Annotated in this window: 22 protein-coding genes and 2 pseudogenes; 8 read left to right on the forward strand and 16 right to left on the reverse strand. The window is 72.8% G+C overall.

Going from position 1 to position 26,838, the window contains the following annotated elements; all coding sequences use genetic code 11:
- Positions 1-362: 362 nt before the first annotated feature.
- On the forward strand, positions 363-1,673 hold the full coding sequence (locus ACN28C_RS02330; RefSeq protein WP_422771970.1) for a sensor histidine kinase: 1,311 nt from the start codon (positions 363-365) through the stop codon (positions 1,671-1,673).
- A gap of 113 nt (positions 1,674-1,786) precedes the next feature.
- On the forward strand, positions 1,787-2,452 hold the full coding sequence (locus tag ACN28C_RS02335) for a response regulator (RefSeq protein ID WP_422771971.1): 666 nt from the start codon (positions 1,787-1,789) through the stop codon (positions 2,450-2,452).
- Positions 2,453-2,563: 111 nt separating this feature from the next.
- On the opposite strand, the gene ACN28C_RS02340 is transcribed toward ACN28C_RS02335, so the two are convergent.
- From ACN28C_RS02340 to ACN28C_RS02350, 3 genes are read right to left on the reverse strand one after another with little or no spacing between them, the layout of a single operon-like run.
- Positions 2,564-3,205: an HAD family hydrolase gene (locus ACN28C_RS02340; protein WP_422771972.1), complete on the reverse strand. Its 642-nt coding sequence runs from the start codon at positions 3,203-3,205 to the stop codon at positions 2,564-2,566.
- A 17-nt stretch (positions 3,206-3,222) separates the two neighbouring features.
- Positions 3,223-3,480 (reverse strand): glutaredoxin family protein, encoded by a 258-nt coding sequence (locus ACN28C_RS02345; protein WP_422771973.1) that lies wholly within the window; start codon positions 3,478-3,480, stop codon positions 3,223-3,225.
- Complete coding sequence (locus tag ACN28C_RS02350) at positions 3,477-5,171, reverse strand: AMP-binding protein (RefSeq protein ID WP_422771974.1); 1,695 nt, start codon at positions 5,169-5,171, stop codon at positions 3,477-3,479. Before ACN28C_RS02350 ends, ACN28C_RS02345 begins: the two co-directional genes overlap by 4 nt.
- A 709-nt stretch (positions 5,172-5,880) precedes the next feature.
- Here ACN28C_RS02350 and ACN28C_RS02355 point away from each other — a divergent pair.
- From ACN28C_RS02355 to ACN28C_RS02365, 3 genes are all read left to right on the forward strand, one after another.
- Positions 5,881-6,882, forward strand: a complete 1,002-nt coding sequence (locus tag ACN28C_RS02355; RefSeq protein ID WP_422771975.1) for an ECF subfamily RNA polymerase sigma factor, BldN family — start codon at positions 5,881-5,883, stop codon at positions 6,880-6,882.
- Positions 6,883-7,154: 272 nt separating this feature from the next.
- Entirely contained in the window at positions 7,155-8,252 is a 1,098-nt protein-coding gene (locus ACN28C_RS02360) for a DUF5667 domain-containing protein (RefSeq protein ID WP_422771976.1), read from the forward strand.
- A gap of 106 nt (positions 8,253-8,358) precedes the next feature.
- On the forward strand, positions 8,359-9,237 hold the full coding sequence (locus ACN28C_RS02365; RefSeq protein WP_422771977.1) for an HAD family hydrolase: 879 nt from the start codon (positions 8,359-8,361) through the stop codon (positions 9,235-9,237).
- A 38-nt stretch (positions 9,238-9,275) separates the two neighbouring features.
- Here the strand turns inward: ACN28C_RS02365 and ACN28C_RS02370 are convergent, their stop codons facing one another.
- The 8 genes and pseudogenes from ACN28C_RS02370 to ACN28C_RS02405 form a co-directional block, all read right to left on the reverse strand.
- Positions 9,276-10,295 (reverse strand): lysophospholipid acyltransferase family protein, encoded by a 1,020-nt coding sequence (locus ACN28C_RS02370; RefSeq protein WP_422771978.1) that lies wholly within the window; start codon positions 10,293-10,295, stop codon positions 9,276-9,278.
- 164 nt (positions 10,296-10,459) lie between these two features.
- Positions 10,460-11,527 (reverse strand): annotated as a pseudogene (locus ACN28C_RS02375) (NAD-dependent epimerase/dehydratase family protein); the annotation flags it as partial.
- A 119-nt stretch (positions 11,528-11,646) separates the two neighbouring features.
- A complete protein-coding gene (locus ACN28C_RS02380) occupies positions 11,647-11,748 on the reverse strand; it encodes a 30S ribosomal protein bS22 (RefSeq protein WP_007465623.1) in 102 nt (33 codons plus the stop codon).
- A 229-nt stretch (positions 11,749-11,977) separates the two neighbouring features.
- Entirely contained in the window at positions 11,978-12,190 is a 213-nt protein-coding gene (locus tag ACN28C_RS02385; RefSeq protein WP_192766757.1) for a helix-turn-helix domain-containing protein, read from the reverse strand.
- Positions 12,191-12,415: 225 nt separating this feature from the next.
- On the reverse strand, positions 12,416-13,600 hold the full coding sequence (locus tag ACN28C_RS02390) for an ABC transporter permease (protein WP_422771979.1): 1,185 nt from the start codon (positions 13,598-13,600) through the stop codon (positions 12,416-12,418).
- Positions 13,597-14,451 carry an ABC transporter ATP-binding protein gene (locus ACN28C_RS02395; protein ID WP_422774937.1) on the reverse strand — a complete coding sequence of 285 codons (855 nt, stop codon included), beginning with the start codon at positions 14,449-14,451 and terminating at the stop codon, positions 13,597-13,599. The genes ACN28C_RS02390 and ACN28C_RS02395 overlap by 4 nt, the downstream gene beginning before the upstream one ends.
- A 200-nt stretch (positions 14,452-14,651) precedes the next feature.
- Positions 14,652-16,085: an efflux RND transporter periplasmic adaptor subunit gene (locus ACN28C_RS02400; protein WP_422774938.1), complete on the reverse strand. Its 1,434-nt coding sequence runs from the start codon at positions 16,083-16,085 to the stop codon at positions 14,652-14,654.
- A 107-nt stretch (positions 16,086-16,192) separates the two neighbouring features.
- A complete protein-coding gene (locus tag ACN28C_RS02405; protein ID WP_422771980.1) occupies positions 16,193-17,851 on the reverse strand; it encodes a hypothetical protein in 1,659 nt (552 codons plus the stop codon).
- Positions 17,852-18,575: 724 nt separating this feature from the next.
- Here ACN28C_RS02405 and ACN28C_RS02410 point away from each other — a divergent pair.
- Positions 18,576-20,543, forward strand: a complete 1,968-nt coding sequence (locus tag ACN28C_RS02410) for a hypothetical protein (protein ID WP_422771981.1) — start codon at positions 18,576-18,578, stop codon at positions 20,541-20,543.
- Positions 20,544-20,774: 231 nt separating this feature from the next.
- Here ACN28C_RS02410 and ACN28C_RS02415 read toward each other — a convergent pair whose 3' ends face one another.
- Both ACN28C_RS02415 and ACN28C_RS02420 read right to left on the reverse strand, forming a co-directional pair.
- Positions 20,775-21,620 (reverse strand): DUF1963 domain-containing protein, encoded by an 846-nt coding sequence (locus ACN28C_RS02415; protein WP_422771982.1) that lies wholly within the window; start codon positions 21,618-21,620, stop codon positions 20,775-20,777.
- 107 nt (positions 21,621-21,727) lie between these two features.
- On the reverse strand, positions 21,728-22,648 hold the full coding sequence (locus ACN28C_RS02420) for a proline dehydrogenase family protein (RefSeq protein WP_422771983.1): 921 nt from the start codon (positions 22,646-22,648) through the stop codon (positions 21,728-21,730).
- 395 nt (positions 22,649-23,043) lie between these two features.
- Here ACN28C_RS02420 and ACN28C_RS02425 point away from each other — a divergent pair, with 395 nt between their 5' ends.
- A complete protein-coding gene (locus ACN28C_RS02425) occupies positions 23,044-23,673 on the forward strand; it encodes a CGNR zinc finger domain-containing protein (RefSeq protein ID WP_422771984.1) in 630 nt (209 codons plus the stop codon).
- Positions 23,674-23,741: 68 nt separating this feature from the next.
- On the opposite strand, the pseudogene ACN28C_RS02430 reads toward ACN28C_RS02425, so the two are convergent.
- The 3 genes and pseudogenes from ACN28C_RS02430 to ACN28C_RS02440 all read right to left on the reverse strand — a co-directional run.
- Positions 23,742-23,969, reverse strand: a pseudogene (locus ACN28C_RS02430) (VOC family protein); the annotation flags it as partial.
- Positions 23,970-24,173: 204 nt separating this feature from the next.
- Positions 24,174-24,689 carry a GNAT family N-acetyltransferase gene (locus ACN28C_RS02435; protein WP_422771985.1) on the reverse strand — a complete coding sequence of 172 codons (516 nt, stop codon included), beginning with the start codon at positions 24,687-24,689 and terminating at the stop codon, positions 24,174-24,176.
- Positions 24,690-24,812: 123 nt separating this feature from the next.
- Positions 24,813-25,790, reverse strand: a complete 978-nt coding sequence (locus ACN28C_RS02440; protein WP_422771986.1) for a LysR family transcriptional regulator — start codon at positions 25,788-25,790, stop codon at positions 24,813-24,815.
- Between the two features lie 62 nt (positions 25,791-25,852).
- On the opposite strand from ACN28C_RS02440, the gene ACN28C_RS02445 reads away from it, so the two are divergent.
- On the forward strand, positions 25,853-26,746 hold the full coding sequence (locus ACN28C_RS02445; RefSeq protein WP_422771987.1) for a serine hydrolase: 894 nt from the start codon (positions 25,853-25,855) through the stop codon (positions 26,744-26,746).
- Positions 26,747-26,838: the final 92 nt, after the last annotated feature.

The raw sequence follows: 26,838 nt of genomic DNA on the forward strand, positions 1-26,838 counted from the left end.
GATAACGCCACACCTGGGCCTCCACATACAAGATCAGTTGAGCGACCCAACCGGAGCCGTCACGGCGATTATTACCTAAGTCCGACTTATCTGACCAACTCGCCACCACCGCGCCGGCCGCCTGGCCTGTACTTTCGGGGCGTCGCGGCAATCGCGATCCGCCCATGGATTTACTCCACTCCACCATTGCATTCGGCGACAATCTCCCGGGACGTACCGGATTCCCGGACACCGGATATCGTCCCCTGTCACCCAGGCGAGCGCCACGGGCGCGGATTCCGGACCGGGTGGGGACAGCCCTACCGTGAAGAGGCCAGCCGATGGGATGGGGACCGACCGCGCCGATGCCTAGCGTCGAGAACATGACCACGACCACCGCCACCGGCCTGGCCGCCGACGCCGAGCCCGGCGCCGGCCGCAGCATGCTCCGGCAGCTCGCCATCGACTCCGGTTACGTCCTCGTCGGCTTCCCCCTCGCGCTGGCGAGCTTCGTCGTGCTGGTCACCGGAGTCGCGCTCAGCGCCGGGCTCGCGGTGACGGTGACCGGGCTGCCGATCCTGGCCGGCACCCTCTACGCCGCCCGCGGCTTCGCCGACATCGAGCGGCTGCAGATCCCGTCGGTGCTCCGGCAGCCCCGGGTACGCCCGAACTACCGCACCCCGCAGCCCGGGGCCGGTGCCTGGCGGCGGATCCTCACCCCGATCGCCGACCCCCAGTCCTGGCTCGACCTCGCCCACGGCTGGGTCCGGCTGGTGGTCGCCACCGGCACCTTCGTGATCACCACAATCTGGTGGGCCGGCGCCCTCGGCGGCTCGCTCTACTGGGCGTACGACTGGACGATCCCGTACGGCTCCGAGGACCAGGGCCTGCCCGAACTGCTCGGGGTCGGCGACACCGCCGGTGCCCGGATCGGCCTCTACACCGCCTGCGGGGTCTTCTTCCTGATCACCCTTCCGGTGGTGGTCCGCGGCTGCGCCCTGATGCAGGCCGGGCTCTCCCGTGCCCTGCTCACCGGCGTGGCGGAGATGCGCAACCGGATCACCGTGCTGGAGGAGCAGAAGCGGGCCGCCGTCTCCGCGGAGGCCACCGCGCTACGGCGGCTGGAACGGGACATCCACGACGGGCCGCAGCAGCGGCTGGTCCGGCTGGCCATGGACCTGAGCCGGGCACAGCAGCAGCTCGACTCCGACCCGGCCGCCGCCCGACAGACCCTCGGCGAGGCCCTCGCCCAGACCCGGGACACCCTCGCCGAGCTGCGCGCGCTCTCCAGGGGCATCGCCCCGCCGATCCTGGTCGACCGTGGCCTGCCCAGCGCGCTGGCGGCGCTCGCCGGTCGCGGACTGATCCCGGTCGAACTCGCCGTCGACCCCCGGCTCGGCACCCGTGAGGGGCGCCCCGACCCGGCGATCGAGTCCACCGCGTACTTCGTGGTGGCCGAGGCGCTCACCAACGTCGCCAAGCACAGCCGGGCCACCGAGTGCTGGTTGACGGTGACCCGGGAGGAACGGGCCCTGCGGATCGTGGTGATCGACGACGGCGAGGGCGGCGCGCACCTCTCCAAGGGGCACGGCCTGACCGGGCTCGCCGACCGGGTACGCGCCAACGACGGCACCTTCACCGTGCTCAGCCCGCCCGGCGGGCCGACCGAGATCCGCGCCGAGTTGCCGTGCTGAGCAACCCCGACGCGGCAGGCCGACCCGCCACGGCGGGCGGACCCGGCACCGCCACGGCGGGCGGACCCGGCACCGGGCGGTCGCCGGAGGGAGCGGCAGTGGTAGACAACGTCATGCGCGTAGTGATCGCCGACGACGCGGTGCTGCTCCGGGAGGGCCTGGTCCGCCTCCTGAGCGAGCAGGGCCACGAGGTGGTGGCCGCGGTCGGTGACGGCGAGACGCTGGTCGAGGCCATCGTCACGCACCGCCCCGACGTCTCGATCGTGGATGTCCGGATGCCGCCCTCGCACACCGACGAGGGGCTGCGGGCGGCGGTGGAGGCCCGGCGGCGGGTGCCCCGCACCCCGATCCTGGTGCTCTCCCAGTACGTCGAGGTGTCGTACGCCGACGACCTGCTCGCCACGGTCAAGCCGAGCGGCGGCGCCGCCGGGGGCGGCATCGGCTATCTCCTCAAGGACCGGGTGGCGGCGATCGACGAGTTCCTCGACGCCGTACGCCGGGTCGCCGCCGGCGGCACCGTGCTCGATCCGGAGGTGGTCGGCCAACTGCTGGTCCGTCGCCGCCGCGACGACCCGCTGCGGGAGCTGACCCCGCGCGAGCGGGAGGTGCTCGGGCTGATGGCCGAGGGGCGGTCGAACACCGCCATCGCCCGGACCCTGGTGGTCAGCGACGGTGCGGTCGAGAAGCACGTCCGGAACATCTTCACGAAGCTTCAGCTGCCGCCGGACGAGGAGCAGCACCGGCGCGTGCTCGCCGTCCTGGCCTACCTGCGCGGCTGACCCGGCCGCTTCCGGAGTCGACTGCACCGGAGTCGACTGCACCGGAGTCGACTGCACCGGAGTCGACTGCACCGGAGTCGACTGCACCGGAGTCGACTGCGCGGGAGCAGGTCAGTCGAGCTTGGCGGCGAGGGCGACGGCCTCGGTGAGCGAGTCGGCAACCGGCCAGCCACCGACGCGCAGCCGGGCCGCATCGGTGAAACCGCCGGTGTAGAGGACACAGCGGGCGCCTACCGAGTCGGCCGCCTCGGCGTCGTCGACCGAGTCGCCGATCAGCACGGTGGACTCCCCGGTGACCCCCGCCGCCGCCAGATGCCGGGCCAGGTGCGCGGCCTTCCGCTCGCCGCCGACGGTGCCACGGAGCCCGTCGATCCGGCCGAAGCTGGCGGTCAGCCCGTACCGGTCGACCGCCGGCACCAGTTCGTCGTGGAACCACATCGACAGCAGCGACTGGGTGCCGGTCCAGGAGGAGATCGCGACGGTGGCGTCGGCGGCCAGCTCGCAACTGGCCAGCCCGACCCGGTACGCCTCGTGGAAGAGCTGGTCCAGCCGGCCGAACTCCTCGACATCCACCACCCGGCCCAGCACCTCGGCGTAGTAGTCGGCGATCGGCCGACGGAACTGCGTACGGTGCTCCTCGGCGGTCACCGCAGGCCCGCCGGCACCGGCCAGGGCGACGTTGGTGGCGGCGACGACCAGGGTCAGGTCGTCGAGCAGGGTCCCGTTCCAGTCCCAGACGAGGTGCTCGCGCATCCGAGCACGATACGCGGTCAGCCGCGCGGCGCGGTCAGGTCCCGGAGCAGCCGCTCCTCCTCGACCCGCCAGTAGCCGTGCTCGCGGCCGTCGAGCAGCACCACGGGCAGCCGGTCGCCGTAGTCCCGCTCCAGCTCCAGATCGCCGGTGACGTCCACCTCGGTCCACCGGTCACCGGTGACCGCCGCCACCCGGCCGATCGCCTCCCGGGCCACCTCACAGAGATGGCATCCGGGCCGGGTGATCAAGGTCAACCGTGGCTCGACCGCCGTCACTCGGGCCCCCTCACGACTCGTGGCTGATCGCGCCCCGGGGCAGCCTGGTCGCCGCGAAGCCGGACCACCGATCTGCGTACCCGGCCGATCGCCGAGAGCGGCAGGGACTCGACGAACTCTATCCTGCTCGGGCACTTGAACCGGGCCAGGCTGCGGGCGCAGTGCCCGGCCAGCTCCTCGGCCGAGACCGTGCTCCGCGGGGCCCGTACGACGTACGCGGCGACCGCCTCGCCGGCCACCGGATGCGGTACGCCGACCACCACCGACTCGAGCACCTCCGGATGCGCGCCGAGCACCCGCTCGACCTCCTGCGGATAGACGTTGAAGCCGTTGACCAGGATCAACTCGTCGAGCCGGTCCACCAGGAAGAGATCGCCACCCTCGTCGGCGTACGCCACGTCACCGGTCCGCCACCAGCCCTCCGGGTCCGGGCCGCCACGCCCGTCCGGCCAGTATCCGGAGAAGAGGTTCGCGCCCCGGACGACGATCTGGCCGGGGTCGGTGCCGGGCGAGGAGAACTCCAGGCCGGGCTCGTCGGCGTCCTCCTCGGCCTCGTCCGGGCCGGTGACGGAGCCGTCCCGCCACAACTCCTCGCCGTCGGCGGCGACGAGCCGCAGTTCGACGCCGGGGATGGGCCGGCCGATCGAGTTCGGCTTCGCCACCGGACCGGAGAGCGTCGTGGTCAGCACCGGAGCGGTCTCGGTCAGGCCGTAGCCGACCTGGATCCGCCGGCCGGTCGCCTCGGCGAACCGGGTCGCACCGCCGACTGCCAGCGGGGCGGCGCCGCAGATGGCGACCCGTACCGAGGCCATCGCGGCGCGCAGCGCCGGACCGGCAGGCACCCCGGCCGCCGCCGGCGCCTCCGGCAACATCGTCCAACCGAGAAACATCGACGGTACGCCGACCAGCACGCTCACCCGGTGCCGGGCGATCGTCTCCAGCACGGCTGCCGCGTCGAACCGCTCGACGAGAACCCCGCACGCGCCGTGGTACGCCACCGCGCCCAGCCCGGCGTTCAACCCGTACGCGTGGAAGAGCGGTAGGGCGAGCAGCACCCGGTCGTCGGGGCCGACCACCGGCGGCTCGATCCTGGCGACCTGCTCGTGGTTGGCGAGCAGGGCCCGGTGGGAGAGCATCGCGCCCTTCGGTTCGCCGGTGGTGCCGGAGGTGTAGAGCAGCACCGCCACCGCCTCCGGATCGGTCCCGATCGGACCGGGCACCGGTGCCGGCGGGTCCGGCAGGGTCGGCGGGTCCGGCAGGCCGGTGTGCAGTTCGGCCAGTGCGGGCAGGCCGACGCGCACCTCCTCGACGGCCGCCCGGACCTGCTCGGTACAGATGAGCACCGTGGCCGCCGAGTCGGCCAGGATGTGCCGCAGTTCCGGTCCGGTCAGCGCCGGGTTGACCGGCACGGCGACCAGTCCGGCCCGCTGGGTGCCGAAGAACGCCACCGCGAACTCGGCGGAGTTGGCCAGTGCGATCGCCACCCGGCCCGGCGCGCCGGTCGGGCCGGGGAACCGGGCGCGGAGCGCGGCGGCGGCCCGGTCCACCGCACCGTCCAGTTCGGCCCAGCTCAGCGCGCCGTCCGGCCAGAGCAGCGCGGGGTGGTCGGGCCGGCTGGTGGCGGCCAGGCGTACCCGGTCGGCCAGGGTGACCGCGGGTGGCTCGACGGGGCTGTCCGGTCCATCCTGCACGGTCGCTGAGTCTGGCACAGGGCCGGGCCGGGCGCGTACTCGTGCCGTCCAGCGTTTCGCCGGGCGCCCGACCGGCCATTTCCGGACCGGTCCGGACGCCTTCTCCGGGTCGGGCTGACGCATCCCCGACCGTGGAACTTCCCTCGACTTTGCGGTGGACCCGGGGTACCGTCCGACGAGACCGTAACGGGTTTCGGATATTGACGTCCCGGACGGTTCTCTCCTTCTAACATGTCTGAAGCGGCACGCCCAAGGCCTGTCGCGCATTGGCGTGTCCCCACGTTTTCCCTGCTCAGGGCCCTTGCCGATTAAGTGTCAGGCATCCGACAACGGACAGCTTGTCCGCCCCGTTCGGGTGGCATCCGGAAATACTTTGGCTCTGTGTAACGGACTTGCCGCACATGGGTGACGTTGGCCCTATCATCACTCGGGTCGGCTCACCCCTTTTGCCGTGAGTCGACACCCCTCAGCCCGAGGAGGCCGCCGTGCCTGTGAAAGCACTGCATCAGCAGCTGTGGGGCGTGTGCCGTCATCCGGCGCACCCCGGAACCACCGTGCCGGATCGCGCCGCCTCCGGCGCGGGCACGGCCACCATCGCGGGCGGGTCCCGGCAACCCGTCCCGCGACCTCGGCCGGCCGGGGGAGGTCCAGTGAGCGTGAGGAACGAACCGGGTCCGCGGATCCCGCCATCGGGGACGGAGACCCCGCGGTGAGCGCCTACGGATACGTCCACCGGGCAGCCGGCGGGATCGACGGTACGACCGGCGGCAAGCTCCGCAACAGCCGGCTCGCCCTCACCGCGGGCCTGGACCGGCTTCGCGTCTCCATGGACGACATGTTGAGCCTGGCGGTCCGGGACGACGGCGGCTCGAAGCGGATCCGGAACCGGCCGCACCCGAACGAGACGCCGACCCGGCACAGCACGCCCGGTGGAAACGCCCGACCGGTCGGCGGGCGGGTGGCCAGCCCGACCCGACCGGCCATGCCGGCACAGCCGGGTTCCGGCTCGTTACCCGCCGAGACCGGTCCCCGGCCGGACATGGCCGAGAGCGAGACCGCGATCCTCCCGGTCGTACCGGTCGCCGAGGAGTCCCGCTCCGGCGGAGGTTCCCCGACCGGCTTCCCGGCCCGACCGGGTCCCTCCGACCCGGGCCGCGAGGTGTGGGCGCTGGTCGAGCGGGCCCAGGCCGGCGAGGCGGAGGCGTTCGGCCTCATCTACGACCGGTACGTCGACACGGTGTTCCGGTTCGTCTACTTCCGGGTCGGCAACCGGCAGCTCGCCGAAGACCTGACCTCGGACACCTTCCTGCGCGCCCTGAAGCGGATCGGCAGCTTCACCTGGCAGGGCCGCGACCTCGGTGCCTGGCTGGTGACGATCGCCCGGAACCTGGTCGCGGACCACTTCAAGTCCGGCCGCTACCGCCTCGAAGTTACTACGGGTGACGTATTGGATGCGGACCGCGAGGATCGCGGGCCGGAGGGGAGCCCGGAGGCGGCGGTCGTCGAGCACATCACGAATGTCGCGTTGCTGACCGCCGTCAAGCAGCTCAACCCGGAGCAGCAGGAATGCATCGTTCTCCGCTTCCTACAGGGTTTCTCGGTCGCCGAGACGGCCCAGGCGATGGGAAAGAACGAGGGCGCGATCAAGGCTCTGCAGTACCGCGCGGTGCGGGCGCTGGCCCGGTTGCTACCCGACGGATTCCAGCCGTGAGGCGTCGCTCCGGGCATCGCCACGCCTCCGTGACTCCGCTCACTCTTCGTAATATTTGCCGGCAGCGGCCCGTAACCCGCGGGCCCCGCCGACCGTTTGTCCGGGTGCGACCAGTGGTTGGCCCGACAACCGGCCGGCCGGCAGGTCGGAGAGCGGATCCGACCGTGGGCACTCCTGCCCGCGCCTGGTCCTGAAGTCAGCCACCGTCGTACCCGGACGGCGAGACGACGACGCCGACCGCAGCGTCGCGACCAGCGAAGGAGGTGTCGGCGGTGAGTTGGAAGCCCTTCGACCGCCAGCGCGCCGAGCGCTTCGCGCAACTACTCGACGAGGCCACCGGCGGCCGTCGCCACCACATCCGGTCCCGGGTCGACAGCGACCTCGCGGAGCCCTTGGCGCTCGGGCAACGGCTCCGGGACATCCCGTCGAGCCCGGAAGCCCAGACCGGTGCCGAGGTCGACCCCGACTTCCGCGCCGGCCTGCGCGCCATGCTGGTCGCCACCGCCGAACGGGAGGGGATCGGGACGACCGCCGCCGACGATGCAATCGTCGACGGCGGCGCTCAACCCGCCGGTCGCCGGGTCGGTCAGCCGGCCTTCCGGGGTGCGCGGACCCGGGCTCGTGCCCGGGGCGCCGTCGTCATCGGGGTCGCCGCCGGCGCGATCGCGGTCTCCGGGATGTCCGCCGCCAGCGAGAACGCCGTGCCCGGCGACGCCCTCTACGGCATGAAGCGGCACACCGAGCGGGCCCAGCTCGCCCTGGCCAGCTCCGACCTCAGCCGTGGTCAGCTCTTCCTCGACTTCGCCCGGACCCGACTCGCCGAGGCGGTCGCGGTCGGCGGCCAGAGCTACGACTTCTCCGACGTCCTCAAGGACATGGACGACGACACCCGGCAGGGCATCAAGCTGCTGACCAGCGCGGCGGTGCAGCGCCAGGATCCGGCCGCGCTCGACGCCGTGGACAGTTTCCTCCGCCAGCAGCGACCCCAGCTCGTCCGACTCTTCGAGGACACCACCCGGGCCACCCGCAGCCGGGCCAACGCCTCGCTGGTGCTGCTCGACGCCGTGCAGACCCGCTCCGACGAACTCCGGGACGCGCTCGCCTGCGGCGCCGGCGCGACCGGCCGGCACGACTCCATCGGGCCGCTCCCCCAGGCCTGCCCGACCAGACGCGGACCCGCCGGCACCCTGCCGGACTCGTCCCCGTCGGCCGAGGACGACGGCGGCACCCGTACCCCGGCGGAGCCGCCCCGCGACCCGGAGCGGACCTCGGCGCCCCGGCTGCCCGATCCCACGCCGAGCCAGGAACAGCCGCCGCCGGTACGCGACGGGCGGACCACCGCCGAACCGGTGCATCGGACCACGGGCTGACCTCGGCAGGAGGCGCTCGGACGGGCGGCTCTCGGGCCCAGAGCACGGCTGCACCCCGGCCGATCCGGCTACCCTCGCTCTGTACGCCCAGCGAGGAGGTTTCCGCGTGGCCTGGTCCCGCAAGGTGACGGTCAGCACCGACGACCGCGGTCACACCGCGGGGTGGGCGGATGCCGGGGCACAGGCCGCCCCGGCGGACCCGGCCCGGACCGACCCCCGCGCCGCCGCCTTCTTCGACGTGGACAACACGATGATGCAGGGCGCCTCCATCTACTGGTTCGCCCGCGGCCTGGCGGCGCGCAACTACCTCACCACGGGCGACCTGGCCCGGTTCGCCTGGCAGCAGCTCCGGTTCCGGGTGCTCGCCGTCGAACACGTCGGGAGCATGTCCCGGGTCAAGGAGGCGGCGCTGGCCTTCGTCGCGGGGTGGCGGGTCGAGGACGTCGAACGCCTCACCGAGGAGATCTTCGACGAGCTGATGGCGCCCCGGATCTGGACCGGCACCCGGGCCCTGGCCCAGCAGCACCTCGACGCCGGCCAGCGGGTCTGGCTGGTCACCGCGGCCCCGGTGGAGATCGGCCGGATCATCGCGGCCCGGCTCGGGCTGACCGGGGCGATCGGCACGGTCGCCGAGATCCGTGACGGCGCGTACACCGGCCGGCTGGTCGGCGACCTGATGCACGGGCCCGCCAAGGCGGACGCGGTGGTCCAGCTCGCCACTGTGGAGGGGCTGGAACTCGACCGCTGCGCCGCGTACAGCGACTCCGCCAACGACCTGCCGATGCTCTCCGCCGTCGGTCGGGCGGTGGCGATCAACCCGGACGGCACGCTGCTGCGGCACGCCCGGACCCACGGCTGGTCGGTGTTCGACTTCCGGACCGGCCGGAAGGCGGCCCGGATCGCCGTGCCGTCGACCGTCGCCGCCGGGCTGGCGGCCGGAGCGATCACAGCCGGCCTGGCGATGCGTCGCCGTCGCGCCCGCTGAGCACCGACGCCGACCGGGCGACGGCCGACGCCGACCGGTCAGGGGCCGAACGGGTCGGGGCGCCGCTCCAGCAACTGGTGCAGGGTGTGCTGGATGGTCTCGCGTACCTGGTCGGCGAGGTTGAAGACGACCAGCGGATCGTCGGCGGAGTCGACCATGTGGTCGGTGGGAATCGGCGGGCAGAATTCGATCAGCCATTTACTGGGCAGCGGCACCGCGCCGAGCGGGCCGAGCCAGGGAAAGGTCGGCGTCACCGGAAAGTACGGCAGCTTCAGCAGCCGGGCCAGCGGCTTGATGTCGGCGAGCATTGGATACGACTCCTCGGCACCGACGATCGCCACCGGGATGATCGGCGTGCCGGTGCGGAGCGCAGCGGAGACGAAGCCGCCCCGGCCGAACCGTTGCAGCTTGTAGCGGTCGGCGTAGAGCTTGCCGATGCCCTTGAAGCCCTCGGGGAAGACGCCGACCAGTTCACCCCCGGCGAGCAGGCGCTCGGCGTCCGGGGTGCAGGCGACCGTGCCGCCGGTCTTGCGGACCAGCTCGGAGACGACCGGCATCCGGAAGACCAGGTCCGCACCGAGCAGCCGCAGGTAGCGGTGCTCGGGGTGCTGGTCGTGCAGCACCGCCGACAGCACCAGCGCGTCCATCGCCACCGTGCCGGAGTGGTTGCCCACCACCAGCCCGGCACCGTGCACCGGCAGGTGGTGCACGCCGAAGACCTCGGTGCGGAACCAGTCGCGGTAGAGCCGGCGGAGCACCGGATGGAAGACCTGGTCGGTCAACTCGGGGTCGAAGCCGAACTCGTCGACCTCGTACTGGCCGGAGAGGCGCCGGCGCAGGAAGGCCAGCCCGGCGGCGACCCGCCGGTCCCAGACGTCACCCGGCCGGTCGGCCACCGCCGGGTCGACCGGTCCGGGCACGTGCCCGTTGCGCCGCGTCGCACCGCCCAGCTCGGCGACCCCCTCCTCCGGCGGTACGCCGTACCGCCGGCCGGCGGCCACGCCGTTCCCGTTGCCGTCGACGTTTCCGCTTCCGTTGGCGCTGACCTCGGCGTTCATCGCCGGCCCCGCTTCGCCGGCACATCGCCGCTGCCCGACCGGCCGCCCGAGGGGGTGACCGCGCCATCGCCGGAGCGGTCGGTCGAGCCACCGCCCGAGGGGTTGCCGAAGTCGCCGCCAGCGGGGTTGGCCGGCGCGCCGTCGATCGCGGCGAGCTGGCCGATCCGCTCCCGGATGGTGGCGCGGGTCTGCCGGATGCCGTCCAGAATTGCCTGCTCGGCGCGCCGGAGCTGCTCCGGGCCGAGGACCGCGCCGTCCCGATGGCTGGCGATGAACTCGTCGAAGGCGGCGGCGGTGGAGCGCGGGGTGAAACCGTACTCCCTGGTCAGGCTGGTGGTGTCGACAACGCGGCCGTGCACGAAGAGGTCGACCTGATCCAGTCCGTAGCGCCCGAAGCCCAGCACCCGGGCGAGCCCGGCGGCGCCGGAGAGACCGGGCTCCGCCACCGGTACGGCGATCCGGCCGGCCCGACGGATCGCCTGGGAGAGGGCCAGCACCCCGGGACCGGCGACGTTGAAGGTGCCGGGATGCTCCGCCACCACCGACCGGTGCAGCACCTCCAGCACGTCGTCGAAGTGCACGAACTGGAGCCGCGGGTCGCGCCCGAGCACGGTCGGCACCACGGGCTGGGCGAAATAGCGGGTCAGGGTGGTGTTCGCCATCGAGCCGATGACAGGCGCGAAGCGCAGCACGGTGGCGGTGACGTCGGGGCGGCGGCGCCGGAAGCCGCGGACGTACCCCTCGATGTCAAGGATGTCCCGGGCGAAACCGCCGCGCGGCACCGCGCGGGGCTCGGTGTCCTCGGTGAAGACCGCCGGATCCTGGAACGACGCCCCGTACGCGGCGGTCGACGACCGGACGACCAGCTTGCGCAACCGGGGCGCCCGCTGCGCGGCGGCGAGCAACTGCATCGTGCCGATGACGTTCTGTTCCTTCATCGCCGCCCGGCCGCCGTGCTGCGGATCGGCGGCGCTGACCAGCGCCAGGTGCACGACGGCGTCGGCACCGAGATCGTCGATGATGGTGCTCACCGACCCGGCGTCGGCCCGGACCCGCTCCACACCGTCGAGCAGGCCGGCGATCTCGGCCGCCGGTTCGTGCACGTCGAGGCCGATGACGCGGGCTATCCGGTCGTCGGCGACGAGCCGCGCCGCGACGTGGGCGCCGAGGAATCGGCTCACCCCGGTCACCACGACGACCCCCGGCGCACCCGGGGTGCTACCGGGGGTCACCTCGCGCTCCGCACGGGACGACCCGGGCCGGGCCCGGACCGCCGTGACGTGGTCACGTGGGCCTCCGAAGGTCGACAGCTGACCGGCTCACCGCCGGCCGGGCAGGCGCCCGGCCGGGGTCACTTGCCGAGACGGCGACGCTGGACGCGCGTCTTGCGCAGCAGCTTGCGGTGCTTCTTCTTGGCCATGCGCTTGCGGCGCTTCTTGACCACCGAGCCCATACGACAGCCCTTCTGATGCGACGTGCTGGTCGGGCCGACACCACCCGGAGGTGAAGCCGGCTACCGAGCTGGACAACGGACCGGGGCGGCACGACGGGCTCTCGCCCATGTCGGCACGTGGCCACGGTCGCGGTCCAGACTATCCCTCGGCCGTCGGCCGGGCCAAAGCGCCCCCGCGACGAAGCGCCCGAAGCGCTCCGCCGGCCGTCCCGACGTCGCGGATCAGCCGTCAGGCCGTCTCCTGAAAGGCACCGCGCAGGTACTCGTGCACGGCGTGCTCCGGCACCCGGAACGAGCGGCCGACCCTTACGGCGGTCAGCTCGCCGGAGTGCACCAGCCGATAGACCGTCATCTTCGAGACCCGCATGAGCGTCGCCACCTCGGCGACGGTCAGGAACCTGACCTCCGGCATCCGGCCGTCCGACTGTGGTGATCCTGCCATGGCTCACCAACCCATCCCATTCCCCGGCGCGTGCCACCCGGCGGGATCCTTCCGCGCCGCAGGCTACGCGCGTGTTACCAGTACGGTAACGGGGCGGCTGTGACCGGCGCGATCCCTTCGGGCATTTGATCATCCTTGGCGCACCGGTTCACGGATGGGAAACGGCAGCCTTCACCCATCCGGGGTGATTCCGTGCGCCCGTCGGCAACGGGACCCGTGCGCCCGTCATTCGGCGCGCAGCGCCACCACCGGGTCCAGTCGCCCGGCCCGCTGCGCCGGGACCACCCCGAAGACGATTCCGACCGCCGCCGAGACCCCGAACGACAGCGCCAGCGACCACCAGGTGACGACCGCCGGCACCGGGGAGAGCGCGGCGACCAGCAGTGCGGCGCCGATCCCGAGCCCCATCCCCAGCACCCCGCCGAGCGCGGTCAGCAGCACCGCCTCCAGCAGGAACTGGATCCCGATGTCCCGGGGCCGGGCACCGACCGCCTTGCGCAGCCCGATCTCCCGGGTCCGCTCGCGCACCGAGACCAGCATGATGTTGGACACCCCGACGCCGCCGACCAGCAGCGAGATCCCGGCGATCGCGGCGAGCACCCCGGTCAGCACCCCGAGGATGTCCCCGAGTACGCCGAGAATCTGCTCCTGGGTCACCGCGCTGAACTCGGTCTCCGGGTGCCGCCGGGACAGCTCGGCGACGACCCGGGCGCCGAGGTCGTCGATCTCGTCCCGGTCCGGCGCCTTGATGGCGATCCCGTCGATCCGCTGGGTGCCGTAGAGCCGGTGCGCGGCGGTCACCGGGATGTGCACCTCGCCGTCCCGGTCCACCCCGAGGCTCTGGCCGAGCGGTGCGAAGACCCCGACGACCCGGAACCGTACGCCGGCGATCGCGACCTGCTGGCCGACCGGCTCCCGGTCGCCGAAGAGCGTACGGGCGACGGTGGCGCCGAGCACCGCCACCCGGCGACTGGTGTCCACATCGGACGAAGTCAGGTAGCTGCCCCGCGCGAGGTCCCGGACGAAGACCTCCGGGGTGGTCTCCAGCACGCCCTGCACGGTGGTGAAGGCCGAGCGGTTGCCGGCGCGTACCGTCTCGCCGGAGGTGACCGTGACCGCGACCCGGCGCGGGTCGCCGACGATCCGGTTCACCGCCTCCACGTCGGCGAGGGAGAGCCGGGAGACCGCCGGTGCCGCGCCGAAGTCGAGCCGGCCGGGCACCACGACGAGCAGGTTCGACCCCAGCCCCTCGACCTGCTGCTCGACCTCGCGCTTGGCGCCGCTGCCGATGGCGACCAGCACCACCACGGCGGCCACCCCGATCACCACGCCGAGCATGGTGAGCATGCTGCGCAGCCGGTTCGCCGCCAGGGCGTCGAGCGCGACCCGCCATGCCTCGGCGAGCCTCACGACCCGCTCCCCGAGACGCTCGCGGAGCCGTCACCGGAGCCTCCGCGGCGTCCGGTGGCTCCGGCGGCGCCACCGGAGCCACCGGACGGGTGCCCCGAGTCGCTTCCGGACGCTCGTCGGGGCTCCGCGCTGGGAGCGGGGTCTACTATCTCAGGCCGCCGCCGCGCCCCGGGCGCGGCCGCCGGGGTCACGATCCTCCCGTCCCGCATGACGATCTGCCGGTGCGCCCGCGCCGCCACCTCCTGGTCGTGGGTGACCAGCACCAACGCCACCCCGGAGTCGGCGTTCAACTCCTCCAGCAGGGTCAGCACGGACTCGCCGGTGGCGCTGTCGAGGTTGCCGGTCGGCTCGTCGGCGAGGAGCAGCACCGGCTCGGTGACCAGGGCCCGGGCGATCGCCACCCGCTGCTGTTCACCGCCGGAGAGCTGGTTGGGCCTGTGGTCCAGCCGGTGCCCGAGGCCCACCCGACCCAGCATCGCCGCCGCCAGGTCCCGCCGCCGTCGGCCGCCGATCCCCCGGTAGACCAACGGCAGCGCCACGTTGTCGACCGCGGAGGTGCGGGGCAGCAGGTGGAAGGACTGGAACACGAAGCCGATGGTCTCGTTGCGCAACCTGGCCAGCTCGGCCGCGTCCAGCGCGGCCACGTCCCGACCGCCGATCACCAGCCGGCCGGCGGTGGGCCGGTCCAGGCCGCCGAGCAGGTGCATCAGCGTCGACTTGCCCGATCCGGACGGCCCGACGACCGCCACGTAGTCACCGGCACCGATGGCCAGCGAGACGCCGCGCAGCGCGGTCACCGACGCCCCGCCCAGGCCGTACGTCCGGACCAGGTCGACTGCCTCGATCGCCACCCCGGACCGCTCCGCCCGCCGTCCCGCAGGACCTGCCGACGCCTGGGCGGCCGACGCCTGGGCGGCCGACGCCTGGGCGGCCGACGCCTGGGCGGCCGACGCCTGGGCGGCCGACGCCTGGGCGGCCGACGCCTGGGCGGCCGACGCCTGGGCGGCCGACGCCTGGACCGGCTCACCTGGCGGCTCGTCCGGTCGGCGGGTCACCGCAACCGCTCGCCGGAGCGCACCTGGTCACCGCCGCTGACCACGACCTGCTGGCCGGGCTCCACCCCGCTGACGATCTGCACCAGATCCTGCCCCTGCACGCCGACCGTCACCGGCACTCGCTCGGCGATCCCGTCCCGGACCACCCAGACCGCGTCCCGCCCCTGCGCCGTGTGCAGTGCGGCCGCCGGCACGGTCACCGCACCGGCCGCCTCTCGTACCCGCAGCCGGACCACGGCGCTCATCCCGGGGCGGGGCGCCGGGGCGGCCCGGCCGTCGGCGTACCGGCCGGAGCCGAGGGAGAGCCGCACCCGGTAGGAGACGCCACCCCGCGCCGAAGCGGTCGGCAGCACGTCGACCGAGCGGACCCGGGCCGGATACTCCGCGCCGGTGGCGGCGTCCAGCTCCACGCTCGCCGGCACCCCCTCGGTGACCAGCAGCACGTCGGTCTCGTCCACGTCGGCGACCAGCCCCAGGTCGGCGAGGTCGACCACGGTCAGCACCGGGGTGCCCGCGCCGACCCGGCCACCCACCGGCACGGCACCGTCGACGCCGGCCACCGGGACCGTCGGGTTGCCGGTGCCGGCCAGCCCGGCCGGGTCGACCCCGGCCGACGCGGCGAGCCCACCGAGCCCGCCGGTGACGCCCAGCAGCCCGGCCAGCGCCTCGGCGGAACCGGCCCCGGCCGGCGAGGCGGGACCGCCGAGCTGCACCACCCCGCCGATCGGCGCCCGCAGCACGAGCGCGTCGACGGTCGCCTTGGCCAGGTCGTACGCCTGCTCGGCCTGGAGGCGCTGGGCGGCGGAGAGTGCCCGTACCGCCGAGTTGAGGCCGGCGACGCCGCGCTGGACGGCGCGGGCGGCCTCGCTCGCGGTCTCGGCCGCCGCCTCGTACTGCCGCTCCGCGACCCGGACCTGCGCCAGCAGCGCGGCCCGCTGCCGCGGGTCGGTGAGCTTGCCGGCGGCGTCCCTGGCGGCGCGGAACGCCTCGGCCGCCGCCCGGTCGGTGCCACGCCGCAGCCGGGTCAGGTCGGCACCACCACCGACCCCCCGCCCCGCGTCGCGGGCCGCGTCCAGGGCCCGGCGGGCCTTGGCCAGGCGATCCCGCGCCGAGGGCGAGTCGATGACGGCGAGCACCCGACCCGGCTCGACCAGGGTGCCCGGCCGGACCCGCAGCTCGGCCAGGGTGCCGTCGGCGGGGGCGCTCAGCGTCGCCGCGGCCCGGGTCGTCACGCTGGCCGGCGCGTCGACCAGCTCGGCGACGTCGGCTCGTGCGACGTCGGCCAGCCCGACCTGGTCGTCCGGCTCGCAGGAGGCGGCGGAGAGGCCGAACAGGACGGTCACGGTGACGAGGGTGGCGGAGAAGGCGGAGCGACGGGGCCGCGGTGCTGCGGACAGGCGCGGCGGAGAGGCACGACGCACGCCGCCCATCGTACGAGGTGCCACCCGCCCCGTCCGGCAGGACGCGCGGGGGTTGGCGAGCTGCACTGAGCTGCACCGGATCCCGTCGAGGAATCGAGTTCCGTCGACCGGACGGGTCAGGAGGCGGTCCGCTTGACGTATTTCACGCACTCGTCGTGCAGCGTCGACCACTCGGCACCGAACGCCTCCCGGGAGGCGTCCTCCTCCGAAAGCCCGTCGTGCACCACCAGCTTGAAGAAGGTCAGCACGTCCTGCTCGCCGAAGCGGTCGACGAGGTGCCGGACGGCGAGGTAGCCGATGCCGTAGCTGCCGGCGACGTACCAGTCCTCGGATCGGTCGCCGGGAGCGACGTCGGCGAGCTCGCCGCTCCAGCCGGAGTCGATCAGCCGGTCGACGTCCTCCAGGCTGTCGTACCGGCTCGGCGCCCGGCCACCGGCGGCAGCCTGCTCCGCCAGGCCCTCCACCAGCCACCAGGCGTCGTCGTCGATCCGACCGGCGCCGGCCAGCGAGGAGGCGTGGGTCAGCTCGTGCCGCATCAGGTCGGCATACTGCCCGGGCACCACCGCCTTGGAGTTGAGCACCAGGTCGTACTGGTCGCCCCCGACCGAGACGGCGTAACCGGCGGTCCACTCCGCCCGGTTGCCGCCGTACCAGCGGCTCCACTCGTTCGGGCCGGCGTAGAAAATCAGGTAGCGCTCCGGCGGTGAGCCGTCCACGGCGTACCGGTCGGCGACCCGGGCAGCCCGTTCGCCCTCCCGGAGCAGGTCGGGCAGCCGGTCGCGGAATGCCCGAGGCGCGGCGACCAGGGTCCGCTCGCCGATCGAGGCGACGAGTTCGTCGCTCTCCCAGGGCCTCGGCCGGCCGGGCCCGCCGGCATCGTCGGCGTCGAGGGTGGACAGTCGTGGTTGCCCGGGGGAATCCCTCCACCGGGTGACCATGGTGATCTCGTTCGGCTCGCAGTCGGGCGACACGAAGCAGTGCGCGACGGTGAGGTTGGCCCGCCACTCGCCGGTGTCGAGCTGGCTCACCTTGCCGCGCAGCATCGGCTGCCACCTGCTGACCCGCATGGACCGGAGCGTCCGGAAGTCTCGCCGGAGCTGCCGGGCGACCGGCGAGCCCGGCTCGGCGACCGCGAGGTAGCCGTTCTCGTCGCCGGCGATCAGGGCCGCTGCCTGGGCGTCGAGCAGGCCGGCGATCTGCTCGGTGAGCCAGTCACGGGTGGCCGAGGGTGCGTCGCCGGCCTGCGGGCTGGCCGCCGCACCGACGCCGCCGGGTGCGCCCGCCGGGCCGGGCGCCCGGTCGAGGAGGACCGCTCCGATCGCCACCGGCGCCGCGCAGAGCAGCAGGGCCACGACCGTGCCGAACCCCACCCACAGCGGCCACCGGCGCCGCCGGCGTGGCGGCACCAGCCCGGGAGGCGTCGGCGCCATCGTCCCGGGCGGCAGCACCAGCCCGGGTCGCGGCGGCAGCGGTCCCCGGGGTGGGTAACCGCCCGCCCCCGGATAGTTGGCCGGGTAGGTGCCGGTCGGCAGCGGGTGGTCGGCGGGTGGCGGTTGCCAGGCAGATGGCACCGCCTCCACCGGCACCGCCTCCACCGGCAGAGCGTCGACCGGCAGAGCGTCGACCGGCCGGGCGTCGACCGGCACGGCACCGATGGGCGCGGCGTCGGTTGGCCGGGCGCCGGGCGGCGGGTAGTCGGGCGGCGCGGGCCGGTGGCCGGGCGTCGGCGGCTGGTGGTCGGCCGGTCGGCGGTAGTCGTACTCCCCGTCGGTCACGGCCGGAGAGTACGACCAATCGTCCAGTCGCGCGAACCTGCTCGCCGACGCGCCCGCGACCGGTGGCGAGTTGCCCCGCCGCTCGAAGGCTCGCTTACGCGGTCGCCCAGTCGGAGGACGGCTGCGACGGCCAGCATCTCGGCCCGCAATCCGACCGGGGCGCCATCCGTTGGAACCTGACCCGGTACCGCCCGCTTCGGGCGTGCACTGCCCTGATGCGTCAACTGCGTCCGATGTACGAATTGCGGCTGACTCTGCCTGTCTCTGGCTTTTTCGACGCCCTCCCGAGGTAACGCCCAGTAAGCGCATGAAACCGGCTATCTGCTTTTGTCTGCCCGAAATCTGAATGCTTCCATCTGGGTAGCGTCGCTCTGCTTAGTACTTTTCGAGCGCACTCAAGCCCTAATTCCACTTCTTCGTGGGTTTTCTTCATATGCGCCCGCGATGCACGGAAGGTCGCCGTACGGTGACGTTATGTGGCTACACCGTAATTGTGGCCCTCCGCGCCCCAGTTGGTGCGGCCGTGTCTTGCATTCGAAAGGCAGGGAGCTTGATGTCCGAATTCCAAGGGAACCACGTGGATCGCGCTCAGCCGACAACGCGGCCGAAAAGGCGGCGGTCCCGCTGGTTCTTAGCCGGCGGTCTCGTCGCTGGCAGCCTGGTAGCCGGCGCGGCCGGTCTCACCGGGGTGGCCACGACGGCCGGAGACAAGAGCCTGGCAGACGTGGACCTGCGGCAGTTGTCCGTCATCGCCGCCGACAACGGCAAGGATGGCGATGGTAAGGACCCAGGCAAGCACGACGGCGCCAAGCCGAACGGCGATGCGGCCGCTGCCGAGGGTTCGAACGGCGGGAACCCCTGGGGCGGCGGCAGCTGGCAGGAGTCCTGCGAACCCGGCGGCGGCTGGCAGGGCCAGGCCCAGGAGGGCGAGGAGTCGGCGGGGAAGCCGAAGCCCGAGGAGTGGGCGGGGAAGCCGAAGCCCGAGGAGTGGGCGGGGAAGCCGAAGCCCGAGGAGTCGGCGGGAAAGCCGAAGCCCGAGGAGTCGAAGGACCCGAAGGCCGGACCGACGGCAACCAAGGACCCGAAGGCCGGACCGACCGCGACCAAGGACCCGAAGGCCGGACCGACCGCGACCAAGGACCCGAAGGCCGGACCGACCGCGACCAAGGACCCGAAGGCCGGACCGACCGCGACCAAGGACCCCAAGGCCGGACCGACCGCGACCAAGGACCCCAAGGCCGGACCGACCGCGACCAAGGACCCGAAGGCCAAGCCGGAGGAGTCGAAGGATGCCAAGGAGTCCAAGGACGCCAAGGAGTCCAAGGACGCCAAGGAGTCGAGCGGCGCCGAGGAGTCCACGGACGCCAAGGAGTCCAACGGGTCCGGCTGGCACGGGGGCTCCCAGGCCGGTAGCCAGAACGGCTCGTCCGGGGAGGAGAAGCCCGGCTCCGACAGCTCCCGCTGGCACGGGGGCTCGGAGAACGGCCGGGAGGGCTGCGGTTCGGAGAAGCCGGCGGACGAGGAAGTCACGTCCGTACCGTGCGACCCCGACGAGCTCATCGCCGCGCTGGTGCACGCCAATGCCGAGGGTGGCGCCAGCCTGAAGCTCGCGCCAAAGTGCACCTATACGCTCACCGCCTCCGGCGACAGCGGCCAGAAGCACGACGGCAAGGGCAAGAAGGCCGTTGACAGCACGAGCGACGACTCCGGGCTGCCCGTGATCAAGGCACCGATCAAGATCCTGGGTCAGGGTGCGACCATCACCCGGAACACCTACGCCGGCGACTTCCGCTTCTTCACCGTCCGGGACGGTGGCGAGTTGGAGTTGAGCGAGCTCTTCCTGGAGAACGGCCGGGCGGGCACCGGCGGCGCGATCTCGATCGACCACGGCGCCACCGCCACCGTCAAGCGCGTCACGATCTCGGACAGCACCGCCCTCGGAAAGAGCGGCGGCGGCGGGGCGATCTTCAACGACGGCCACCTGGCGGTCAGCGAGAGCAGGTTCGAGGACAACAGCGCCGCCGGCAAGGGTGGCGGCCTGCTCAACGGTGGTGTCCTCACCGTCGAGAAGTCCGAGTTCCTGGGCAACAGCGCCAGCGGTGCCGGTGGCGGGCTCGCCAACTACCAGGGCGCGGCCGACATCACCAAGAGCGCCTTCGAGCACAACAACGCGGCCGAGGGCGGCGGCATCGCCAGCGTCTCGGCCCGGACGAAGGTCTCGGATGGCGAGGTCAACGGCAACACGGCCAAGATCGGCGGCGGGCTCTTCAACAAGGACGCCACCCTCACGGTCCGGGGGGTGCACGTCAGCAAGAACCTCGGCACCAGGGACGGCGGCGGCATCGCCACCATCAAGGGTCTGCTCACGGTGGACCACAGCAAGGTCATCAAGAACACCACTCGGGGCGACGGCGGTGGCATCTTCGCCGAGAAGTCCGAGGTGATCGTGCGGACCACCGAGGTCAGCCAGAACAGCGCCGTCGGGGAACGCTCGGTCGGTGGCGGCATCGCGGTCGAGGGCGGCTCGCTCGACCTGAAGAAGAGCAAGATCGTGGAGAACGACGCCACCAAGAAGGGCGGCGGGCTCTTCGCCGAGTACGCCGAGGTCACGGTGGACAGCGACACCGTGATCAGCCGGAACCGGCCTGACAACTGCGCAGGCAAGGCGACGGTGGACAACTGCTTCGGCTGAGCCTCGACATCCGAGGCGACGCCGGTGACCGATGGCGGTAGCCGTAACCGGAGACCGCGGTCGGTGACGGAGCGGACGCATCCGGCCCGTCGGGGGCGACGATCAGCAGATCGGACCCCTCGGCGGGCCGGACGTGTCTGTCGGCCCGTCGTCGAGTCGGCCCGTCGTCGAGTCGGCCCGCCGTCGAGTCGGACGAGGGGATCGACTGGTCGGATCCTGCAAGCAGCGGAGTCAGGCGACGTCGAGGACCCGGCGTACCCGGGAGAAGTCGCCCGCTGCCAGATCCCGGTCGCCGATCCAGAAGGAGATCCCGACCAGCTCGCCCCAGGCGGTCCCCTCCTCGGCCTGCAACGCCAGCAGCGGCCGATGGTCAGGCAGCTCCGCCACCGGAGTGTCCGGCCAGCCGAGCACCCGGTGCCGTACCGTCGGCAGCCGGTCGCGGATCGCGGTGGCCAGGCCCATCACCCTGATCGGGTCGGTCCAGAAGGCCGCCGCGAGTTCCGGCTCCTCGTAGTACGGTGCGGCCAGCACCGGAGCGGCGACCAACGGCAATGCCGGGATCGTCACGGCCTCCGGCGGGGCGGCCCGGTCCGGCAGACCGCCGGGTACGTGCAGCACGGCGCAACCGTCGTCACCCGGATCCGCCCCGAGGTCGGCGTGGTGCCACTCGTCGGCGAAGAAGAGCATCGTCCCGTCCCGAGGCAGTGTCCACTCCAGACCGAGCAGCGGCGCCAGCGCGGCACAGTCGAGCTGGGCCAGCAGCGTCATCGGCCGGCCGTGGTGGTGCGGCCACGGCACACCGTCCGGCAGCCCGGGACGTCCGCCGTACCAGCCGGCGAGCGAGCTGGCGATCGGGCCACGGGCGGCCCCGGCGATCACGCCCGGCTGCGGGCCACGGGTCGCGGCGGCGACGACCGGGCCGGGGATCGCGCCGTTGCGCGAGCGCGCCGGTATGGCGAGTCCGATCGACGGACGGACCAGGCCGAGAACCTGTTCCACCAGCTCGGGAGCGGCCTGTGCCCGGGATGAGTCGGCGACGGCGGTCCGCAACGCCGCCACCGCGTGGGAGAACTCCATGGCGCCGAGAATGCCAGCCGAAGCGCCCCGATCCCAGCCGGGCCGCCGGGCCTGCTACCGGAACGCGGGCCAGCGCTCCGCCCGCAGGGCTGGGGCGTGCGAGATCGTCACTTCCGGGTCGCCACGGCGCGGGCGAAGAACGCCAGGTTGGCCGGGCGCTCGGCAAGGCGGCGCATAAGGTAGCCGTACCAGTCGGTGCCGTAGGGCAGGTAGACGCGTACGGTGTTGCCGGCCTCGGCGAGCCGGGCCTGCTCGTCGGGGCGTACGCCGTAGAGGAGCTGGAACTCGAACTCGTCCGGCGTACGGTCGAACCACCGGGACCGGTCCTCGGCGATCGCGATCAGTCGGGGGTCGTGGGTGGCGATCATCGGGTACCCCTGACCGGCGAGCAGGATGTTGAGGCACCGGACGTAGGACCTGTCCACGTCGCGGGCGGCCTGGAAGGCCACCGACTCCGGTTCGGCGTACGCGCCCTTGCAGAGCCGCACCCGCGACCCGGGGGTGGCCAGCTCCCGGCAGTCGGACTCGGTACGCCGCAGGTACGCCTGGAGCACCGCCCCCGTACCCGGATGGTCCTTGCGCAGCTCGGCCAGGATGTCCAGGGTCGAGTCGGTGGTGGTGTGGTCCTCCATGTCGAGGGTGACCGTGGTGCCGGCTGCCGAGGCGGCGGCGCAGATCGCGGCGGCGTTCTCCCGGGCCAGCCGCTCGTCGAACTTCTGGCCCAGTGCGGAGAGCTTGACGCTGACCTCGGTCGCCTCGGCGAGCCCCGCCTCGGCGAGCCCGCCGAGCAGGGCGACGTACTCGTCCCGGACGGCGACGGCCTGGTCGCCGTTGACGGTGTCCTCGCCCAGGTGGTCGATGGAGACCGCGAGACCCTCGCCGACGAGCTGGCGGGTGGCGCGCAGCGCGTCGTCGGCGGTGGTGCCGGCGACGAACCGGCGTACGACATCCCGGGTGAGCGGGGCCGTCTCGACGAGCCGCTCGATCCGGGATGACCGGGAGGCGGCGAGGATGACCGATCGGAGCATGAGCCGAGCGTAACGCCAGCCGGTTTCCCGTACGCGGCGACCGCGCCCCAGCGGCTGCCACCGGCCCGCTCCGATTTCGTCCTGCGGAATGTCCGAATACGTGGCGAAGCCGCTCTTAGGCGAGAGGAAACTTCTGTCCGGATCGTCACCGCCAGCCCCGTCCCGTCGGATATCGAGGGATCTACCGGATGACGGCTGGTGGCACCAGCAATTCCGCGCGGTACCGTCGTCTGCGGACAATCACCTGGTGCGGCGGAGTTGGGTGGTCGGCGGCGCGGCGGCCGTGTCCGGGCAGCGGAGAGCCGGAGCCCGCCCGACCCACCGACGGCTACGTGCGGTTCCCTCCTCGCTACACGGACGCGCCACGGCAGCCGCGAGTCGTCTACGGTTGTCGGGTGAACTTCGACGCGTACGCCCGGACCGCTGTCGATCTCGTCAACGCGCCACTCGACGACTTCGACGACCTGCGGGCCGTTTTCAATGGCGAGCACGGCTGGATGCGCGACGAGGTGACCGAACGGGACGTCCCCGCCTTCCGCAGGGCGCAGAAACGGCTGCGTGACGTCTTCGAATTCGGTTCCTCGGGACGGGACGCCGACGCCGTGACCGAGCTGAATTCGCTTTTGGAGAACTATCCCGTCCAACCCCGCATCTCCGGGCACGACTCCAAGGACTGGCATATGCACGTGACCAGCCGGGGAGCCTCGGTGAGCGCCGAGTACCTGGCCGGCGCGGTCTGGGGCCTCTCGGTCTGGCTGTGCGAGTACGGCAGTGCCCGGTTCGGTGTCTGTGCCGACGACCGGTGTGGCAACGTCTATCTGGACACCTCGTCCAACTGCTGCCGCCGGTTCTGTTCCGAGCGTTGCGCGACCCGCTCGCACGTGGCGGCCCACCGGGCCCGCAAGCGGGCCGCGGTGGAGGCCAAGGCGTCGGTCGAGGAGAAGACCTCGGTCGAGGTGACGAAGGCGGTGGAGATCGAGGAGGAGGTCGAGGTCGAGGAGAAGGCACCGGCTCCGGTCGGCTGACGACCGGTACGCTCCAGCCACGTCGACACCTCGGCGACGCCGAGTGCCACCAGACGGGCGACCTCGGCCTCGACGTCGTCGGTCTCGATGTCGAGGTGGTAGCGGGCCGGACCGTCGTCGATCGACTGGATCGCCGTGACCAGGCCCGGTATCGCCTGCCGCAGCGACCTGAACTGCGGCTCGCCCGGTTCGGGCCGGGCCGGGGTGCCGAACACGCCGGACCAGAAGCCGGACGCGGCCGGGACCGACTCGGCCGGGGTGTCGATGATGACCGCGTAAACCCGAGAACGGTGCATCGCCGCGATGTTGCGCACTCGGGGCCGGCGCCACCCGCCCCGGCGTCGACGCGGCCCGGCGCTGACGCGGCCCGGCGCTGACGCGGCCCGGCGCTGACGCGGCCCGGCGCTGACGCGGCCCGGCGCTGACGCGGTGGTACCTGCGCGGCCCGGTGTCTACGCGGTCAGGTGCCTACGCGGTCAGGTGCCTACGCGGTCAGGTGCCTACGCGGTCAGGTCGAGCCGCCAGTCGTTGGCGCGCATCGGCCGCCCCTTCGGAAACTCGAACCCGGTCTCGCCGAGCAGTTCGAAGCCGGCCTTGCGGCAGACCGCGTTGGAGGCGAGGTTGTCGACCGAGGGGTAGGCGTGGGCGTACCGGTGGGTCCGCCGGACGCGGGCCACCTCGACCGTGGCCAGCAACGCGGCCGTGGCCAGCCCTCTCCCCTGGTACGCCGGCAGCACGCTCCAGCCCATCTCGTACACCGTCTCGCCGTGCCAGACCCGTTCCCAGTATCCGACGCTGCCGACCGGCTCCTCCTCCGGCAAGGCCACCACCCGGTACATGCACCCCTGGTCGGTGCCGCCGAACCGCACATAGCGCTCGTGCCGGACGACGACCTGCTCCTCGGTCTCCGGACCGCCCAGGTGCCGCTTCATCTCCGGGACGTTGATCCGGCGGAGCAGATCGAGATCGCCCTCGCCCCACGGTTCGAGCCGGACCCGGCCCGATCCTCCGGTCATGCCGCACCGCCCTTCCGCCGTTGTCCCTGCTGTCCCACCGCGTCTTCCCACTGTCCCAGTGCGTCTTCCCACTGTCCCAGTGCGTCATCCGCGTCCCGGCGGACCGGGTGAGCATGCCGGTCGTCAACCGGATCGGTCTGGGAAGTCGTCCGGTGGATAGACGACGGACCACGGGCGCGGTTGTTCCGGCGGGGGCGCGCTCGGGGTCGAGAGCACCGGGCCGGCCAGAATGTCGGCGGCGACCCGGGCGAACGCCGGAGCGGCCGGGTGCGCCGACCGGTCCGGCCAGACCGCCGAGGTACGCCGGACCAGCACCGGTTCGACGAGCGGCCGCCAGGCCACCCGAGGCTCGCGCCGGGCCGTCGACTCCGGCTCGAACGCCGCACACTGCCGGGCGAGAACCAGGCCGAGCAGGAATTCCGGATTGCCGGCATGCCGGATCCGCCGAGGGAGGAAGCCCTGTCGGCGGCACACGTCGAGGATCTCGTCGTACCAGCCCGGCGCGGTGGCCCGCGGAAAGATCGCCAGGTCGTGCCCGGCGAGGTCGGCCGGTGCGACCTCCCGGAGCTGGGCCAGTGGCGAGGCACGCGGCAGCACCACCCCCAACCGGACCTCGACGACCGGTCCGGTCCGCAGCGCCTCGGCCGGCACCGGATGATGCACCAGCCCGACATCCAGGCGGGCCTCGGCGAGCATCCGCACCTGCTCCGCAGTGGTCAGCTCCTGGAGATCCACGTCGAGGCCGGGCGCCCGCGCGGCCAGGCCGTGCAGCAGCGCCTGGAGCGTGACGGCCGGTGTCTCCGGGGGTACGCCGGCACGGAGCGTACCGATCTCGCCGTTCCGGGCCTTGCGCATCAGGACCCGGATGCGTTCCTCCGCGGCGAGCAGGGCGGGCGCCTCGGCCAGCAGGAGCTGCCCGGCGGTGGTCAGATTGATCTGGCGCCGCGAGCGGTCGAAAAGCTCCACACCGAGCTCGCGTTCCAACCGCTGGATCGACTGGCTCAGCGGCGGCTGGGCGATGCCCAGCATCTCGGCGGCCCGACCGAAGTGCATCTCCTCGGCCACCACCACGAACTGGCGCAGCCGCCGGACCAGGTCCACGGCGAGTAATGATATGCCCTCGGATATCAAACGGTCGCCGGCCGGCCGGCTATCGTCGGCCCGTGTCGACTCTGGGACAGATCGTGCGGATATTCGATGACGTGGGCGTGGACGCCCGACTGCACGTCACCGACATCGACGGCGCCGCGGAGTTGGCGATCGGGGCGGACGACCAGGTGGTGATCGCCTCCATCGTCAAGGTCCTCCTGGTGCTGGAGTTCGCCCGGCAGGCCGCGGCCGGCCAGCTTGACCCGACCGAGCGGGTGGTGGTGCGGGCCGAGGACCGGTTGGGCGGTTGGGGCACCGCCGGTTGCGCCGACGACGTGGCCGTGTCGCTGCGGGACCTGGCCTACTTCGCGATCACCGTCACCGACAACACCGCCGCCGACCTGCTGCTGCGCCGGGTCGGTCCGGACGTACTGCCGCTGCTCGCCGCCGAGCTGGGGTTGACCCGTACCCGGATCCTCGGCGGGCCCCGACAACTACTGGAGTCGATGTACGCCGACGTTGGCGCGGCCGACGACGCCGAGTTCGCCCGAACCTTCCCGCTGCTGCCGGAGGACCGGATCCGGGCCATGCGGATCTTCGATCCGGAGCGGACCACCTCCAGCACCCCCCGGGAGATCACCCGGCTGCTCGGGCTGATCTGGCGCGACGAGGCCGGCCCGGCATCGGCGGGTGCACTGGTTCGCGACCTGATGAGCCGGCAGCTCTTCTGGACCCGGATCGCCTCCGGCTTCCCACCCGGCGTCCGGGTGGCGGCCAAGACCGGCACGCTACCCGGCCTGCACATGGAGGCCGGCGTCGCCGAGTATCCGGACGGCGGCCGGTACGCGATCGCGGTCTTCGCCCGGACCCGGCGCCTCGCCACCCGCCGGATCGACGTCGACCTGGCCATCGGCGAGGCGGCCCGGACCGCCGTGGAGTCGCTGCGCGAGCACGATGAGCTGGGCTGATATTCGGTCGCGTATCGTCCGTGCGGACGGATGCTCTTGGACCGGACCGGGTTGCCGGTGATTGGGTGTGCCGGCGTTCGACCGCCGGAACT

This window comes from Plantactinospora sp. WMMC1484, from assembly GCF_049315195.1.
Lineage (GTDB): Bacteria > Actinomycetota > Actinomycetes > Mycobacteriales > Micromonosporaceae > Plantactinospora.